Origin of the sequence: Reichenbachiella faecimaris, assembly GCF_900176375.1 — a bacterium.
Taxonomy (GTDB): domain Bacteria; phylum Bacteroidota; class Bacteroidia; order Cytophagales; family Cyclobacteriaceae; genus Reichenbachiella; species Reichenbachiella faecimaris.
On record NZ_FWYF01000001.1, the window covers coordinates 1,536,301 to 1,553,186 of the forward strand.

Consider the following 16,886-nt stretch of genomic DNA (forward strand, 5'->3'; position numbering starts at 1 on the left):
AAATTCGGTTAAATATTGTTTGTGTTTATTTTGCAGCCGTGTTGGCATTGGTTTCTGTTGCACCTTCTATCAAGAGTTTCACCATGGCACCTTCGGACAATTCTCTATAGCCTTTGAATGCAATTTTTTGGTCCTTTTTCACTCCTTTTAAGATTTCAGTCTCATTATTGAATGATAAGCCAGTTTCTACGTGCAGCTTTTTGGCTACAGTATTGTCTCCATTCTTTACGATCTCGTATACATAACTTCCCATTTGATCCTTTTGAATCAATTTGGTCGGCAGTATGTAGGCTTCATCATTTTGGTAATCTTTCAAGTTCAGCACGACAACCTGATTGGGCTTCACAGCAAAATCCAACGTAGGAAGATAAATCTCTAGTTCAAAGGTTCTGTTCTGGCTGTTGACCACCTGTCCTACAGACTTGATAATTGACGTCAACTTTTTGTCTTGAGAAGGAAAGTAGATTTCCACTGGATCAGCCTTCTTGAATTTACCAATGTATCTCTCAGAAACGTCAGCATTGACATGCACATCATCTGGATTCACAATTCTCAGTAAAGGCATCCCAGGCTGAGCCATTTCTCCTTTTTTCGCAATTACGGCATCAATAGTTCCACTGAAGGGAGCCTCAATTCGATTCTGTCTCAATTGAGATTTGGCTGTTGTCAGCTTTCTTTCCAATGATTCTTTGTTGTTTTTAGCTTGCAAATACTGAATTTCCGTTCCAATATTCTTTTCCCAAAGATTGGCCTGCTTTTCAGCTACTATGATGGCCAATTCCAAAGCAGTTTCCAGTTCTGCGATGTTGTTTCTGGTCACTTCATCATCCAGTACCATCAAAGCCTGACCAGCTTTAACTCGCTGCCCCTCCTTTACATATACTGTTTTGATTTCCCCAGGCACTTTCGCACTTACAGTTACATTGGTACGAGATTCTACCCCTCCTCGTATTTCGATCTTGTGTAGAAAGGCTTCAGGTTTTACCGTGATAGCTGTGACCAAAACAGAGTTGTTGGTCGCTTCTAGAAAGGAAGGATCAGATTCTGCAATTTCCTTTTCTAATGCCTTTATTTGCGCTTGCAACTCTACCGATTGGCTTTTCAATTCAGATAAAGATTCTTTTTTGGCATCCAAATCCGATTCACCACCGCCGCATGCACTAGCAAGGATTACAATGGCAAGGAGATAAATATATTTCGTCATGATTGTTAGTTTTTCGTTGTTCGAATTACAGCAAAATGCCATAGGCTTTTTGCAGGTCAATTTTTGAGATTAGCGCGTCATATAGCGCATTGTAATAATTAATTTGAGATTGTTTGAAAGTGGCGTCGGCATCAATTACTTCAATATTAGAACCCACGCCTTCGGCATATTTGATCTTGGCTACCTCATAGACTTCCTCGGACAATCCCATATTTTCTTGCTGAGCCTGCATCATTTCGATTTGTCTGTTATAGGTAGTCAAAGCCTGTTCAATTTCCACATCAATGTTATTCTTCAACAAGTTAAGAGAGTAGTCAATTTGCTGACCTTTGAGTTGTCTTTGCTGTACCTGACGTCTCTTTCTCAATCCGTCGAATATAGGCATCGTGGCTCTCAAACCTATAGCTCCAGCGCCAAACCAATCATCGCTAAAAACATCACCAAGTGATGTATTACCAGTATTTCTACCATAGTTAGCAACCAGATCAATTTTAGGATAATACTTCATTCGAACATTTTTAATGTCCAAGTCATTGAGTTCCTTTTGAATATTCATTTGAGCATATTCAATCCGATTTTCGTAAGAAAAGTTTTTAGTCAATTCAAAATCAAAATCAATGGCTTGAATTTCTGTCGTCAACTCTAATGGAGTATTAGGCTTCAAACCCATTTGAAACTTGAGCAAAGACCTTGACAAATCAACGATTTGTTGGTAATTGTCCATTTCTACTTTCGCATTATTGAATTGAACTTTGACTCTATTCACATCGATCTTCTCAGCAAAACCATTATTGTACATCACTTGGGTTTCTTGCAGCAAAGAATCCAATCTTGAATAGTTTCTTTCTACAAGAGTCAGACGTTCCACATTCACCAGAACTCCAAAATAAGCCTTGGAAACGGCTTCAGCTATGTCAATCTTGGTTTTGATATGATCCTTTTTTGATAATTGGGTGAAAGTCTTAGCTGCTTCCAGTCCAATAAAAAAAGAACCATCAAAAACCATTTGGGTTAGTGCAAAATCAAAACCAGAGGTATAGGGAATTCCTAATCCAAAAGGAATTGGGGTTCCATCTGGCGCAGTAGGGTCAGGAAATCCATTTTCATTTTCAATGACCGTTTGTTGAATTTTGTAGTTGTGCAACAAATTCGCATTCGCATTCACCTGAGGTAATCCATCTGCAAGAATTTCACCCACTTGTTTGTCGGCAATTTCTTCTTCCAGTTTGGCATTTTTCACACTCTGATTATTCTCCAGAGCAAAATCAATCGCTTCCTGTAATGTGAAGCGAAAACTTTCGGTCTCCTGTGCCATACTCACCTGGTGAACAGCCACAAGACTCATTGTTAGTAGTATTAAAAGTATTGGTTGTTTAATTACTCTCATAAGATTTAGCATCTATCAAGCTATTATATAGTTCTTGACCTTTTACGGTCATTAGTCCTCGTACAAAATGATCGAAAAGTGTCATCTGTACTTCTGTAAAATCAAATTTTTCTCTAGGAAATACCTTTCCATCAAATGTCATTTCGATGGTCTCCACTCTATAAGTGGCTAGTATTTCTGCATTTAAGTCTTCTCTAAAATATCCTTCCTTTTTGCCCCTGGCAATCGTATCCAGAATAGTGCCTTTGATGTATTCATTTTTGTAAGCCACCCACATTTCCCATGCAACTGGATGGTATTTTTGAAGATCGAAAATCATAGAAGGGTTTACTGTTTTAACATGATCACGAATGCAAGCTGAAAGATTAAACATCTCTTTAATTGCATTTTCAGTTTCATCTCTAGCCGTATTTACCTCTAACCTGTTTCTTTCAATGTGTGCTTTCGCGAAAAGCGTAACCAATTCATCTTTATCCTTGAAATATTGATAGATCGTCTTCTTTGATATAGAAAGCTCCCTTGCAATATCATCCATTGATACGCTTCTCACCCCATATCTATTGAAGAGTCCCTCAGCGATTTCCAGTATTTTTTCTTTTGTGTCGTTACTCATTAGTGCAAATGAAACTACGGAAACTTAAATTATCATCATAGTTTCCAAAGTTTCTACGAACAAAGTTGATATTTGTTCGAATTATTGGATTATTTTTTTGTCCGCAATGAGTAAAACACCCAAACTCTATACCTTTTCTAATTCCATCAGGCTCGAATACATGGCTTATGGCTACGGAAAAAAGACACTTATCTGCTTTCATGGTTTTGGTCAGAACTATCAGGTCTTTGAAAAACTTGCCACTGAACTTAATGGCTATCAAGTGATTGGTATCAATTTATTTTTTCATGGAAAGAGTGATCGAACCAGTGGAACCAAATATTTGAGTCATGAAGAATGGAAGAAAATTTTGAACGGTTTTTTACATGAACTTGGAATCAACAATTTCTCCGTTTTTGGTTACAGCATGGGCGGTCGATATGTAGCCAGTACCATCCAGTCATTCAGTGATCGAATTGACCACTGTTTTTTCATTGCCCCTGATGGCATTGTGAAAAGAAGCGCATACGAGTTCGCCACTTTCCCTTTAGGCTCAGAGCAGTTATTCGGATTCTTTATGAGAAACCCTAAACCATTTTTCACCTTTCTTTATCTCATAGAGCAAACCAGGCTTTTCAATCAGTGGACGATTAACTTTTCACGGAGCCAATTGAGAGATAAAGGCCAAAGAATGAAAGTATACAAATCATGGGTCATGCTACGCAAATTTCGGCTGTCCCAAAAGACGCTAATCAAATTACTGAATACAGCTCCATTTCAGAGCGCCTTTATATTTGGAAAATATGACAATATCATTCAGCCTAAGCGTCACTTTCATTTTTTATCTCAACTCAAAAAAGCTAAAGTGACTATATTAGACACAGGACACACCAAACTATTAAATGAGTCTTTTTCAAAAATTGCCGATTTCCTTAGTAGCTATCAAGATTAGCATATTCATTACCTTTCTTCTGATTCAAGGAGCCAGTTTTGCACAGCCAACCACTACCAAATACTACAATGCAGTCGGCCAAGAAGTTGAGAAGGCTCAGGCTTATTACCTTGCCATAGGCCACATCCCATTGGGTAAGGATCATTTTGTTGGCAAGGTCACCGAAAAATTCATTTCTAGTAACAGAACCAAAGCCAAGAAGACTTTTGACCAAGCGGGGATACAGGAAGGGGTAGGCATAGAGTATTATGAAAATGGGCAGGTCAAAGAAAAGTACCAACTCAAAAATGGCCATGTTTTTGGCGGTTATGTGCTCTGGTTTCCAAATGGGGTCAAGGCCTTAGAAAGAGAATACACTGGTTATTCAACAGCAACAGAAATTAACCACAAAACCTACAATGCCTGGGACTCTTTAGGTAATCAAGTGGTGAAAAATGGCATGGGCGACTTAATAGAATACCATAATAATTTGAGCATCTCTGCTCGTGGCAAAATATATAAAGGCATGCGCAGTGGGATCTGGGAGGGTTTCTACTCAAATGGCAACCTATTTTATACGGAAAAGTACAAAGGCGGAGAATTGGTGAGTGGCACCAGCACGAAACTGGACAGCTCTAAATATACTTACACTCAAATCAACACCTTACCCTCTCCAAAAATGGGCTTCCCGAAATATTACGAAAAATTGACCAAAGCAATGAATTACCCAAAAAGTGCCAAGAAAATAGGGCTTCAGGGCACTGTTCATATTGCTTACACAATAGACCACATGGGTGAGGTATCCCATTATTACATCATCAAAGGCTTAAGCCCAGACTGTAATCAAGAAGCCCTAAGAATATTTGAGGAAATACCAGTCGAATGGAATCCTGGGACATCCAGAGGCAATCCCCAATCCTATATTCTTTCATTGCCTGTTTCATTCAAATTGTAGTCTCAGAAAAATCTGCAATAATACCATTTCCAATACACTAGTTTTCCGTCAATCGTCTTACTTTTGCGGCTTATAAACAGTCCTTCTCCGATGATCTTTATATTCAAGAAAAACACCACCACCTACTACCTTCTTCAATCAAAATCCGACCTTGACCCAGCTAGCGTAGAAAAGCTCCAATGGCTTTTTGGAAATGCTGAAGTTGTGAAAGAAAAAACCCTAAAAGGTTCGTTCATTGGCCCTCGCCAGGAAATGATCACTCCTTGGAGTACCAATGCTGTAGAAATCACTCAGAACATGGGTATTGATGGTATCCAGAGAATCGAAGAATTCCATACAGAAGGCAACTTCGACCCCATGTTGAATCAAAAATATGATACGCTTAGTGAAGAAGTGTTCATTATCAACAAACAGCCTGAAGCCATTCAGGACATCGAAGATATCAGAAGCTACAACCAAAGTGAAGGACTGGCATTAAGCGAAGAGGAAATCATCTACTTAGAAGGTGTTGCATTAAAACTAGGTAGACCCTTAACTGATAGTGAAGTATTCGGATTTTCTCAGGTGAATTCAGAACATTGTCGCCACAAGATTTTTAATGGCCAGTTTATTATAGACGGAGAAGAAAAACCAGTTTCACTTTTTAAACTCATCAAGAAAACCTCTCAGGAACACCCTGGACAAATTGAGTCTGCTTATAAAGACAACGTGGCATTTATCAAGGGGCCTAAAATGGAGCAATTTGCGCCTAAGACTCAAAATCAAGCAGACTACTTTGAGACCAAAGACATTGACTCTGTAATTTCACTAAAGGCAGAAACACACAATTTCCCTACTACTGTAGAACCATTCAATGGCGCTGCTACTGGGTCTGGTGGAGAAATCAGAGACCGTATGGCTGGCGGACAAGGCAGTATTCCTTTGGCAGGTACAGCAGTCTACATGACCTCCTATCCAAGACTGGAAAAAGGAAAAAAGTGGGAAGAAAAGATCGAAGCCAGAGATTGGTTGTACCAGACCCCACTCGATATCTTAATCAAAGCATCAAATGGTGCAAGTGACTTCGGAAACAAATTCGGCATGCCATTAATCTGTGGTAGTGTACTCACTTTCGAGCATGAAGAAAACGGGGACACACAAGGATTTGACAAAGTCATCATGATGGCAGGCGGCGTGGGATATGGCAAATTGGAACATGCCCAAAAGAAGCCACTCACCAAAGGTGACAAGATCGTGGTAATGGGTGGCGACAACTACCGCATTGGCATGGGAGGTGGAGCTGTCTCTTCTGTGTCAACAGGAGAGCATTCGAATGCGATCGAACTGAATGCGATCCAGCGATCCAATCCTGAAATGCAAAAAAGAGTCGCCAACGCACTAAGAGCACTGGCAGAAAGCGACAACAATCCAATCGTATCTGTACATGACCACGGCGCAGGTGGGCATCTGAATTGTTTATCTGAATTGATCGAAGATATTGGTGGGCAAATCAACATTGACCAATTGCCAGTAGGAGACCCTACGCTGTCCAACAAAGAGGTAATAGGCAACGAATCTCAAGAGAGAATGGGATTGGCCATAGCCGAAAAAGACATTGCTGGCCTGAAAGAAATTGCAGATAGGGAAAGAGCACCCTTGTTTGTGGCTGGTGAGGCAACTGGCGACATGAAGTTTACCATGAAGCACAAAGACAACGAAAAAGCTGCCATGGACTGGGGACTTTCAGACATGTTTGGTTCTGCCCCAAAAACAATTCTTAAAGACAAAAAATTAAACAAACCTTATCAGTCCGTAACAGCCAATCAGGCTGACTTTGAGGAAGATTTAAAGCAAGTACTTCAGCTTGAGGCAGTAGCCTGCAAAGACTGGCTGACAAACAAAGTAGATAGATCTGTAACAGGACGTGTGGCTAAACAACAAACTTGTGGAGAGATTCAATTGCCATTGAATAACGTAGCTGTGATGGCGCTGGACTTTGTGAATAACAAAGGAATAGCCACTTCCATTGGTCATGCTCCTGTAGCAGCCATTGCCAATCCAGCCAAAGGTTCTCAGCTGGCTATTACTAAAGCATTGACGAATATCATTTGGGCACCATTGACTCATGGACTAGAAGGGGTATCTCTAAGCGCCAACTGGATGTGGCCCACCAAAACTGATGGTGAAAGAGCCAGATTATATGAGGCTGTGGAAGCTGTGAGTGAATATGCGATTGCTTTGGGTATCAATATTCCAACAGGTAAGGATTCCTTGTCAATGACCCAGAAATACAACAATGGCAAAACAGTTGACTCTCCAGGTACAGTCATCATTTCTACTGTTGGTGAGGTCTCTGACATTCGTCAAACAGTTACTCCCGACATTAAGCCTCTTGCGGATTCTACACTTATATATATCCCTCTATCTGATGGAGCATTTGCTTTAGACGGATCTAGTTTTGGTCAAATCAAAAATGCAGTTGGCAAAAACCCAGCCTCATCACCAGAAGCTGACTATTTCAAAAAAGCATTTGCTGCCGTTCAAAAACTAATCAAAGAAGGCAATGTTTTGGCTGGGCACGATGTGTCGGCTGGCGGATTGATCACTACACTCTTAGAGATGCACTTCCCTACCACTCAAAGTGGAGCAACACTAGATGTGAGCGCCTTGAATTCTAACTTGTCTCAAGTGGCATTTAGCGAGAGCCCTGCCTTGGTGATTCAAGTGGCAAACAATACTTCACTGGATGCCTTGTCAGGAATTAAATTCGAAAAAATTGGATCAGTCAATCTGGATAGAGAATTTGACTTGAAGTCAAATGATACGAGTTATTCCCTTGACATTGATAAATTGAGAGATACCTGGTTTAAAACATCCTATTTATTAGAGCAACATCAAACTGAAGCTAACCTGGCTAAATCAAGATTTGAAAGCTATAAAAATCAAGCATTAGAATATCAGTTTCCTGCTGGCTGGACTGGAAGTTTGAGCGATCTGAACTTAAATCAAAAGAGAAAAGAACAATCAGGAATCAAAGCCGCCATCATCAGAGAGAAAGGCGTAAATGGAGATCGTGAGATGGCATACGCACTGCACCTGGCTGGCTTTGACGTGAAAGATGTACACATGACGGATTTGATCTCTGGAAGAGAAGACTTATCAGATGTCTACATGATAGTGTTTGTTGGTGGATTCTCCAATTCAGATGTACTGGGATCGGCAAAAGGCTGGGCTGGGGCTTTTTTATACAATGAGAAAGCCAATACAGCTTTAAAGAATTTTTATGCCAGACCTGACACTTTGAGCTTAGGGGTTTGTAATGGTTGTCAGTTGATGATGGAATTAGGATTGGTATTCCCTGAAATCGAAAACCATCCAAAAATGGCTCACAACGCCTCAGGAAAATTTGAGTCTATCTTCCTTGATGTCACGATTCCACCAAACGACTCTGTGATGCTTGGCAACTTATCTAATACTCGTTTGGGCGTATGGGTTGCACACGGCGAAGGCAAATTCGAATTGCCTCAGGCGGAAAGTGATTATACAGTCTGCATGAAGTTCGCGCATGAGGCCTACCCAGGTAATCCGAACGGATCGGATTATAATGTAGCTGGAGTGCATTCAAAAGATGGAAGGCACCTGGCTATGATGCCTCACTTGGAGCGTTCCCTTTTTCCATGGAACTGGGCACATTATACGGCATCATCCAATGAAATTACCCCATGGATTCAGGCCTTTATCAACGCGAAAGAATGGGTTGAGGGGAAGAAGTAAAAAAAAGTAAAAATATTCGCCTTTTTTATCGTCAATACTTGGCTTTATTCAAGCAAATTTCTACTTTTGTGTTCCCAAAATAAGAGGGGGTATAAGATTGGCCTATGGTGTAACTGGCAACACGTCTGGTTTTGGTCCAGAAGAGTCTAGGTTCGAGCCCTAGTAGGCCAACTGAAAAGAAGCTGTCTCAACTGAGATAGCTTCTTTCATTTCACTAACGCACGAGACATGTCTGCAGTTAAAATCTTCGCCGGAAACGGTTCCAAAGAATTAGCAACCAAAATTGCTAATAGTTACGGTAAACCACTCGGAAATTCCACTTCCAAAAAATTCAGTGACGGCGAACTTTCATTCAGCTACAACGAAACTGTGCGTGGCTGCGACGTTTTCATCATCCAAACGACAGGGCCTTCCGATAACCTTATTGAGCTTTTGCTCATGATTGATGCAGCCAAAAGGGCGAGCGCCAAGTCCGTGACTTGTGTAGTTCCTTATTATGGGTATGCTCGTCAGGACAGAAAGGACAAACCAAGGGTTTCAATCGCAGCCAAATTAATGGCAAACGTCTTGCAAGCTGCAGGCGCAGACAGATTGATGACTTGTGATTTACATGCGGATCAAATTCAAGGTTTTTTTGATATTCCAGTAGATCACCTCGTGAGCGCCTCCATTTTTGTGCCTTATATCAGACAACTAAATCTGGACAACTTGATTTTTGCTGCGCCTGATGTGGGAAGTACGAAACGAGTTAGAGAATTTGCTAAGTTCTTCGAGGCGGACATGGTTGTTTGTGATAAGCACAGAAAAAGAGCTAATGAAATCGCTTCTATGCAGGTCATTGGCGACGTAGAAGGAAAAAACGTCATCTTGGTTGATGACATCATTGACACTGCAGGAACGCTGACTAAGGCAGCTAATCTTTTGAAAGAAAAAGGAGCCATATCAGTAAGAGCATTTTGTACGCATCCTATTTTATCAGGAAAAGCTTATGAAAATGTAGACAGTTCTGAATTAGAAGAGTTGGTCGTTACGGACAGTATCAAAATCAACGAGGGGCAGTCTTCGAAAATAAAAGTGGCTAGCATGGCAGAACTTTTTGCGAAAGCAATCAGAAAAATCCATGACCACGAATCAATTAGTTCATTATTTATTCAATAACATATATATAATAGTATGAAAACTATAGAGATTGTAGGGTATAAAAGAGCGAATCTCGGCAAAACTGAAGCGAAAAGTCTTCGTGCCGAGGGTCAAGTACCATGTGTAATTTACGGTGGCGAAGAGCAAATTCACTTCTCAGCGCCAGCCATTCTTTTCAGAGAATTGGTTTATACTGCTGAAGCTCACTTTGTAAAAGTGAACGTAGAAGGAACTGAATACGGTTGTATCATGCAAGACATTCAATTTCACCCAGTGAGTGAAATGATCTTGCACGTAGACTTTTTACAGTGGTTTGCTGGTAAGCCTATCAAAATGGATATTCCAGTTCACTTGACAGGTGTATCTAAAGGCGTATCTAATGGTGGTACATTGATTCACAAGAGAAGACTACTGACTATCAAGGCTTTGCCTAAAAATATGCCTGAGCATATTGATCTTGACATTACTGCACTTGACTTCGGTAAAGCGATTAAAGTAAGTGATGTGATCACGGATAACTTTGAAATTCTTGATACTCCACAAGCGTCAATTGCGGTTGTAGAAGTACCTAGAGCGCTTAGAGGTAAATCTATTGATGATGAAGGGGAAGAAGAAGGTGTTGAAGGAGCTGAAGAAGGAGCTGGAGGAGAAGAGGCACCTGCAGCAGCTGAGTAAGCATTCAAAAAATGATTTTATAAAATCCTGCTCATCGAGTAGGATTTTTTTTTGACTAAACTTTTTAAGTATTAATTTTCTTTTAAAAACAAACGAATGAAATTTCTCATCGCAGGCCTTGGCAATATTGGCCCAGAATACGAACTCACTCGTCACAACATTGGCTTTTTAGTATTAGATCGTCTGGCTGAAGCTCAGGGCGCACGATTTGATCATACTAAGTTGGCCAACAAATGTGAATTCAAATACAAAGGGCGAACGATACATTTAATAAAGCCTACCACCTACATGAATCTAAGTGGTAAATCCGTTAATTTTTGGATGCAGGATCTTAAAATATCCAAAGAAAACCTGCTGGTCATCACAGACGACATTGCACTCCCTCATGGGAATCTTCGCATGCGCGCAAAAGGCAGCAATGCAGGGCACAATGGCCTTAGAAATATTGACGAACAAACTGGCGGAAACAACTACGCTCGTTTAAAATTTGGTATAGGAAATGATTTTCATCAAGGCCAACAAGTGGACTATGTATTAAGTCAATTCAACAAAGAACAGCTAGAAAATCTGCCTTTTGCCATGGATAAAGCCTGCGAAATGGTACTTTCTTTCTGTTCTATTGGGATTTCAAGAACCATGAATCAATTCAACGATTGATTTGCAATAATCTGAATATCAAATAGTTGAGTCAAACCGTTAACAATCATTAACAATTTTTCTTGGTAAAGTGAAATTATCGTTCTAGCTTCAAGTTTCACTAAACCAATTCGTATTTATGAAGTTTTTAAGAAACCTTAGTTTGATTGCTGCGGCAATGAGTTTTTTATTTGTAGTAGGATGTGGCTCTAAAGGGTCGTCTGAAAGCACTGAAGAAGCTCCAATGGAAGAAGCTACTGAAGCTGTAGAAGAAGCAGCAGAAGAGGCAACCGACATGGCTGAAGAAGCGATGGAAGCTGTTGATTCTCTAGCTACTGAAGCTATGGATAGCGTAGCTGCAGAAAATTAAGAAAAACTTACGGGAAAAATTAAAAATTGAAATCAGCTATTTAAACTAAAGATTTCATAAAATCCTGGAAAATTTCAAGGACTCATTTGAGTCCTTTTTTTATGACCTAATGGCTATCACTGGATCCATTCGAGCTGCCAAACCTGCTGGAACAATACCTGAAATTACGCCAATAACTACTGACACACCCAAACCTATTAGAACATTATTCAAACTCATGATAAGCTCCAAAGAACCCAAGTCCATGAAAGTAAGAAAGTAAACCAGCAAAATTCCAAAGCCACCACCAAATAGGCTCAAGAAAATAGACTCAAATAAAAATTGGTAAAGAATGAAATTATTCTTGGCACCCAGGGACTTCTGAATACCAATGATATTAGTTCGCTCTCGAACAGACACAAACATGATGTTGGCGATTCCGAAACCGCCAACCAGAATGGAAAAACTACCAATGATCCAGCCTGCAAAATTTAGGATATCAAACACTTGACCTAAAAAAGTAGCAAAAGCCTCTGGTCGATTCATGGCAAAATTATTTTCTTCTTTTGGTTTCAATCCTCTTTTCTTCCTCATCAGGCCAGTCAACTCGCCTTCCAGGCGTTCTTGTCCTGCATCATCATCCATGCCTCTGATATTAATGGAGGAACCCAGCCCCTTGTATCTACTTACTAAATAGAACTTGCTCAGGGTTTTATACGGAATCAAAATATTATCATCATTGCTAGGCGTATTGAGCAGGGCTTCTCCTTCCTCTTCAATCACACCTATTACCATAAATTTAGCACCTTGAACTTTCACCATCTTACCAAGTGCAGACTGATATGGAAATAGTTCTGTGGCAGATCTCTGACCTATTAACGCAACATTGCTCGCGTTTTCCGTTTCTTGAATGCTAAAATACCGGCCTGAGGCCAATTGCAAATCATTAATGTCCTTATAGCCGTAGGAGACACCTATCATATTCAATCCCGAACTGCTATTACTACCCTGTTTGGCAGTGATGTTGGTTTTATATGCATAAATAGCCAGACCATCATGGTTGATCAAATTGGCTTGCAGATATTTAAACTCCTCATAATCTGTGTTTGGCCTTTGATAATACTTCCACCAAGGGTAGAACTTACCTCCAAACTGATAGGGCCATTTTTCTAAGATGATATTGTCTGCGCCTAAAAAGTTGAGACTGTTATTGATATTTCTCTGCAGGGAGTCTACCAAAGTAAAAACTGAGATAATGGCAAAAATCCCTATTGTAACGCCTAGAAACGACAATACAGTTCTCATTAAATTCATCCTCAATGCATTGAAGGCAAATCGAAAACTCTCCCAAACCAGCCGAATCATCAGCATCTTATAATAATTTTATTTACTAGCAATAATTATCGTAACAATTTACTAATTTTGCCCTCTTATTTTGACGTATTGGTCGTACAATCGTTACTTTTATTACATGAATGCAATTGAATATTTTAAACTTCCTTTTTCAGCCATTTATTCAATTCACAACCCATTCCAAAAAACAGATTTAGATGAAGCTAGCTGCGAGATCAATCATTCGTATCGGCCTGTTTCGTGTACTGATTAAATAAAATACAAACAGATGAAATTATCAGAATTCAAATTTGACCTTCCACCAGGACTGTTGGCGCTTTATCCTACTGAAAACAGAGATGAATCTCGCTTGATGGTCGTACACAAGGACACTGGGGAGATCGAGCATAAGGTATTCACAGATTTAATCAGTTATCTGGACGAAGGAGACAGTGTGATTCTCAACGATACAAAAGTATTTCCTGCCAGATTGTATGGAAACAAAGAAAAGACTGGAGCTAAGATTGAAGTTTTCCTATTGAGAGAGCTCAACAAAGAACTTCATCTTTGGGACGTATTAGTCGACCCAGCTAGAAAAATCAGAGTTGGAAACAAACTTTATTTTGGAGAAGGAGACTTGGTTGCCGAAGTAATCGACAACACGACATCCAGAGGAAGAACTATCCGATTCCTTTTTGACGGGACTGATGAGGAATTCTACAAATCTATTGACGAATTGGGCGAAACGCCACTTCCAAAAGAAATTGCAAGAAAAACTGAACCAGAAGATAGAGAAAGGTTTCAAACCATCTATGCAGAAAATGTAGGTGCAGTGGCTGCTCCAACTGCTGGAATTCACTTCACCAGACAAATGCTAAAAAGACTCGAACTAAAAGGAGTTGACACTAGAGCAATCACTTTGCATCTGGGACTGGGTACTTTCAGACCTGTAGATGTAGAAGATTTGACCAAACACAAAATGGATTCTGAAAACTATATAGTTTCAGAGGAAACAGCGACTTTAGTCAACAAAGTATTAGACGAGAAGAAAAAAGTTTGTGCCATTGGTACCACTGTGCTTCGTGCATTAGAATCTTCAGTCTCAGCCAGTGATAGATTGAAGGCTAACGAAGGATGGACTGACAAATTCATCTTCCCTCCATACGATTTCAAAATCGTAAAATCTTTGGTAACCAATTTTCACCTCCCTGAATCTACGCTTTTAATGAACGCAGCTGCATTTGGTGGATTTGATCTGATCATGGAAGCTTATCAGGTGGCCATCAAAGAAAAATATAGATTCTTTAGCTATGGTGATGCCATGCTGATTATCTAAGACAAACAAGAGTTTTAAAAAGCCTCAAAAGAGAACTCGTCATCGCGAGGAACGAAGCGATCTTAAAGTTTGTGCAATCATGCAAGCACAAGATGGTTTCACAAAGTTCGCCATGACAGAATAGATTTCTTTTGAGGCTTTTTTTATAGAATATCCTAATATTGTCGCAATGAAAAATTATGCGGTTATAGTAGCTGGCGGATCTGGCAGTAGAATGCAAACCGCCCAACCCAAGCAATTTCTAGAATTAGAAGGCAGACCCGTTCTGATGCACACTTTGGATGCTTTCGCCAATTGTGACTTGGAGATGCATATTATTCTTGTTTTACCTGAAGACCATATAGCAACCTGGCAAGATTTGGTCAAACAGCATACTTACAAAACACGTCATCAAGTTACCACTGGTGGTTCAACAAGATTTGATTCAGTGAAAAATGGACTGGGTGTAATTGATGAAAGTGGAATCGTTGCCATTCATGACGGAGCAAGACCACTAATCTCAGCAGAAGTAATCCAGCGAACCGTAAGCCAAGCACAAAAAACAGGCAGTGGGATAGCTGCGGTACAAATGAAAGATTCGATCAGACAACTCATCAATGGACAGAATAAAGCCGTGGATCGAAGTCAATTTTATACTATTCAAACTCCTCAGACTTTCAAGGTCAATTTGATCAAGACTGCTTTTGAAAATAGCAAATCCAATGCATTCACTGATGATGCTAGCGTACTGGAAGCTAATGGTGTACAAGTCAATTTGGTGGAGGGAAGCTATGACAACCTGAAAATCACAACTCCTGAAGATCTTGTGATTGCGGCTTCTATTCTGAAAAGGAGAAAATAAAATGCCTGACCTTTCACAGAAAGCCAGGCGCAATTTCTTATCAAATGATTGGCAAAGAGTAGCTAATACTCGTCTTCATTGAAGAAGAAGTCTTCTTTGGTAGGATAATCTGGCCAAATTTCTTCAATTGTTTCAAATGGATGCCCGTCATCTTCTAACTCCTGCAAGTTTTCAACCACTTCCAAAGGAGCCCCAGATCGAATAGAATAATCAATCAATTCATCCTTTGAAGCAGGCCAAGGCGCGTCCTCCAAATATGATGCTAATTCTAGTGTCCAATACATAATTTACTTACTTTAATTACGGTGTTTTATATAATCGTGCAAAAATAAATTTTTCAATCTATAATCAAACTATTGACTCGTTTATCTCAAAATTTATTTTAACTGAATATAATTGGTATCAAAAAAAAATACAACTGATCTGAAAAGGATTCAAATATTTTTTTGCTCTCCTAACGCATCGGACGTTAGAGTTGTTTTATTTTTTCCTGACATTCTTTGAGGAGATTCTTTTTTAGCGCAACCTTCTCTTGCTGAGTTTTGAGCTTGTCATTGAGCATATCTACAAAAGAGCCTTTGTTGATGTGCATATTCCCCATATTTTCATTGAAGGATTTTAGTTCAGTTTCGTCACGGTGAAGCAAATCGCGAATAACCCTTAGCAAGTCTTTGAATTGACTCTTCTGATCCTTTTTGGCAAAACCTTTATTCTTCTTTCCTGCCAAACTCCAAATAAATTGTCGTTCTTGCCACTCTCTAGACAGCTGCATAAATCCTTCATGCACCTCAGGGTGTACCTTTTTTGACACGTGCCCACTGTTCTTCCATTTCAATTTCAAGGCATCAAATGCTTTAGGTTCACATCCAAATGCATTTTGCACCAGCTCTTTCAGCTCGCTTAGAATTTCATTTTTTGCTTTCAGGCTTTCTTTTTCATCTTTAGCCTTGAGCTTACGATCTGAATTTTTGCGCTTCTTTTGTCTGTCGAAATAGTCTTGAGTTACTTTCCAATAGCTCTCATTTATGGACTGGAAATCCTTTTCAGGAATTCGACCCACCTCCTTCCATTGCTTTTGAAGTTCTTTTACTCTATCCAGGCTTTTCTGAAATTCCTTTTTCTCAATGAAAGACTTTATTTCTGCCACAATAGATTGGTATTCACCCAATCTAGCTTGCACCAGCATTTTTTTGTCTTCTGTAAAAGCATTGCGCTTCTCAAAGAATCCATCCACACCAGTTTTAAACTTTTCTTCTAGTTCTGTTCTTACAGACAAGTCAGCACTTCCCGTTTTCAACCATCTGGATTTCAGATCTTTGATTTGCTCAAAAGCCTCCTCCTGATCAGGGTTTGCCAAAATCACATCCAGTTCTAGCAACAAAGCTTGCTTGATGTCAGTATTTTTTTCCCTGTTCTTTTGAACATAATCTTCTAAAATCGACTTCAGAGGTGTAATGCGATCCAACAAAATCTGATAATCACCTAAACCATCATGGGTAGGGATAGAGTCTTCTATATTTTGAAGGCTTGAAAGGAATGAACCTTTGTTGTTTTGTGTATTGATCTTCTCTTCTATCTCGTCCAGTTTAGCTTTAAGCTTATCGTATTTGGCGATGAAATAAGCAACTGCTGGTGCTACCTCATCTTCTTTTACTTCTTTTAACTGGAGTGCCTCTACCTGACCAAAAGCTGACCGAAAGAGTTTGTTATTTTCTACGTGACCGAATGGTATTTCCACAATATTTGGCGAATGCC

At 39.7% G+C, this 16,886-nt stretch carries 15 protein-coding genes and 1 tRNA gene; 10 read left to right on the forward strand and 6 right to left on the reverse strand.

Annotated features, from left to right (window positions below; all coding sequences use genetic code 11):
* Positions 1-25 precede the first annotated feature (25 nt).
* Genes B9A58_RS06370 through B9A58_RS06380 form a run of 3 tightly spaced genes read right to left on the reverse strand, consistent with a single transcriptional unit; the run spans position 26 to position 3,204 of the window.
* Complete coding sequence (locus tag B9A58_RS06370; RefSeq protein ID WP_139793765.1) at positions 26-1,204, reverse strand: efflux RND transporter periplasmic adaptor subunit; 1,179 nt, start codon at positions 1,202-1,204, stop codon at positions 26-28.
* Between the two features lie 25 nt (positions 1,205-1,229).
* Positions 1,230-2,549, reverse strand: coding sequence for a TolC family protein (locus B9A58_RS06375; RefSeq protein WP_176214697.1), 1,320 nt, complete (start codon positions 2,547-2,549; stop codon positions 1,230-1,232).
* A 28-nt stretch (positions 2,550-2,577) separates the two neighbouring features.
* The gene (locus B9A58_RS06380) at positions 2,578-3,204 is read right to left on the reverse strand and encodes a TetR/AcrR family transcriptional regulator (protein ID WP_084371571.1); all 627 of its coding nucleotides are present in this window, start codon (positions 3,202-3,204) and stop codon (positions 2,578-2,580) included.
* A 106-nt stretch (positions 3,205-3,310) separates the two neighbouring features.
* Here B9A58_RS06380 and B9A58_RS06385 point away from each other — a divergent pair, with 106 nt between their 5' ends.
* The 8 genes from B9A58_RS06385 to B9A58_RS06420 all read left to right on the forward strand — a co-directional run bounded on the left by B9A58_RS06385 (position 3,311) and on the right by B9A58_RS06420 (position 11,643).
* Complete coding sequence (locus B9A58_RS06385; protein ID WP_084371572.1) at positions 3,311-4,135, forward strand: alpha/beta hydrolase; 825 nt, start codon at positions 3,311-3,313, stop codon at positions 4,133-4,135.
* Positions 4,086-5,069 (forward strand): energy transducer TonB, encoded by a 984-nt coding sequence (locus B9A58_RS06390; protein WP_084371573.1) that lies wholly within the window; start codon positions 4,086-4,088, stop codon positions 5,067-5,069. Before B9A58_RS06385 ends, B9A58_RS06390 begins: the two co-directional genes overlap by 50 nt.
* Positions 5,070-5,159: 90 nt before the next feature.
* Positions 5,160-8,822 (forward strand): phosphoribosylformylglycinamidine synthase, encoded by a 3,663-nt coding sequence (gene purL, locus B9A58_RS06395; RefSeq protein WP_084371574.1) that lies wholly within the window; start codon positions 5,160-5,162, stop codon positions 8,820-8,822.
* Positions 8,823-8,920: 98 nt separating this feature from the next.
* Positions 8,921-8,993: transfer RNA gene (locus tag B9A58_RS06400), tRNA-Gln, on the forward strand.
* 57 nt (positions 8,994-9,050) lie between these two features.
* Positions 9,051-9,980, forward strand: a complete 930-nt coding sequence (locus tag B9A58_RS06405; RefSeq protein ID WP_084371575.1) for a ribose-phosphate pyrophosphokinase — start codon at positions 9,051-9,053, stop codon at positions 9,978-9,980.
* Positions 9,981-9,995: 15 nt separating this feature from the next.
* A complete protein-coding gene (locus B9A58_RS06410; RefSeq protein ID WP_084371576.1) occupies positions 9,996-10,637 on the forward strand; it encodes a 50S ribosomal protein L25/general stress protein Ctc in 642 nt (213 codons plus the stop codon).
* Positions 10,638-10,733: 96 nt separating this feature from the next.
* Positions 10,734-11,294, forward strand: coding sequence for an aminoacyl-tRNA hydrolase (gene pth, locus B9A58_RS06415; RefSeq protein WP_084371577.1), 561 nt, complete (start codon positions 10,734-10,736; stop codon positions 11,292-11,294).
* Positions 11,295-11,412: 118 nt separating this feature from the next.
* Positions 11,413-11,643, forward strand: coding sequence for a hypothetical protein (locus B9A58_RS06420; RefSeq protein ID WP_084371578.1), 231 nt, complete (start codon positions 11,413-11,415; stop codon positions 11,641-11,643).
* Positions 11,644-11,742: 99 nt separating this feature from the next.
* Here B9A58_RS06420 and B9A58_RS06425 read toward each other — a convergent pair whose 3' ends face one another.
* Entirely contained in the window at positions 11,743-12,993 is a 1,251-nt protein-coding gene (locus tag B9A58_RS06425) for an ABC transporter permease (protein ID WP_084371579.1), read from the reverse strand.
* A gap of 250 nt (positions 12,994-13,243) precedes the next feature.
* Between B9A58_RS06425 and queA the strand changes: the two genes are divergently transcribed.
* Together queA and B9A58_RS06435 are read left to right on the forward strand one after the other, a co-directional pair.
* Positions 13,244-14,290 (forward strand): tRNA preQ1(34) S-adenosylmethionine ribosyltransferase-isomerase QueA, encoded by a 1,047-nt coding sequence (gene queA, locus B9A58_RS06430; RefSeq protein ID WP_084371580.1) that lies wholly within the window; start codon positions 13,244-13,246, stop codon positions 14,288-14,290.
* Positions 14,291-14,459: 169 nt separating this feature from the next.
* On the forward strand, positions 14,460-15,131 hold the full coding sequence (locus B9A58_RS06435) for a 2-C-methyl-D-erythritol 4-phosphate cytidylyltransferase (protein WP_084371581.1): 672 nt from the start codon (positions 14,460-14,462) through the stop codon (positions 15,129-15,131).
* Positions 15,132-15,193: 62 nt separating this feature from the next.
* Here B9A58_RS06435 and B9A58_RS06440 read toward each other — a convergent pair whose 3' ends face one another.
* Both B9A58_RS06440 and B9A58_RS06445 read right to left on the reverse strand, forming a co-directional pair.
* Positions 15,194-15,415 (reverse strand): DUF2795 domain-containing protein, encoded by a 222-nt coding sequence (locus tag B9A58_RS06440; protein ID WP_084371582.1) that lies wholly within the window; start codon positions 15,413-15,415, stop codon positions 15,194-15,196.
* A gap of 185 nt (positions 15,416-15,600) precedes the next feature.
* Positions 15,601-16,869, reverse strand: coding sequence for a DUF349 domain-containing protein (locus tag B9A58_RS06445; RefSeq protein WP_084371583.1), 1,269 nt, complete (start codon positions 16,867-16,869; stop codon positions 15,601-15,603).
* Positions 16,870-16,886 lie beyond the last annotated feature (17 nt).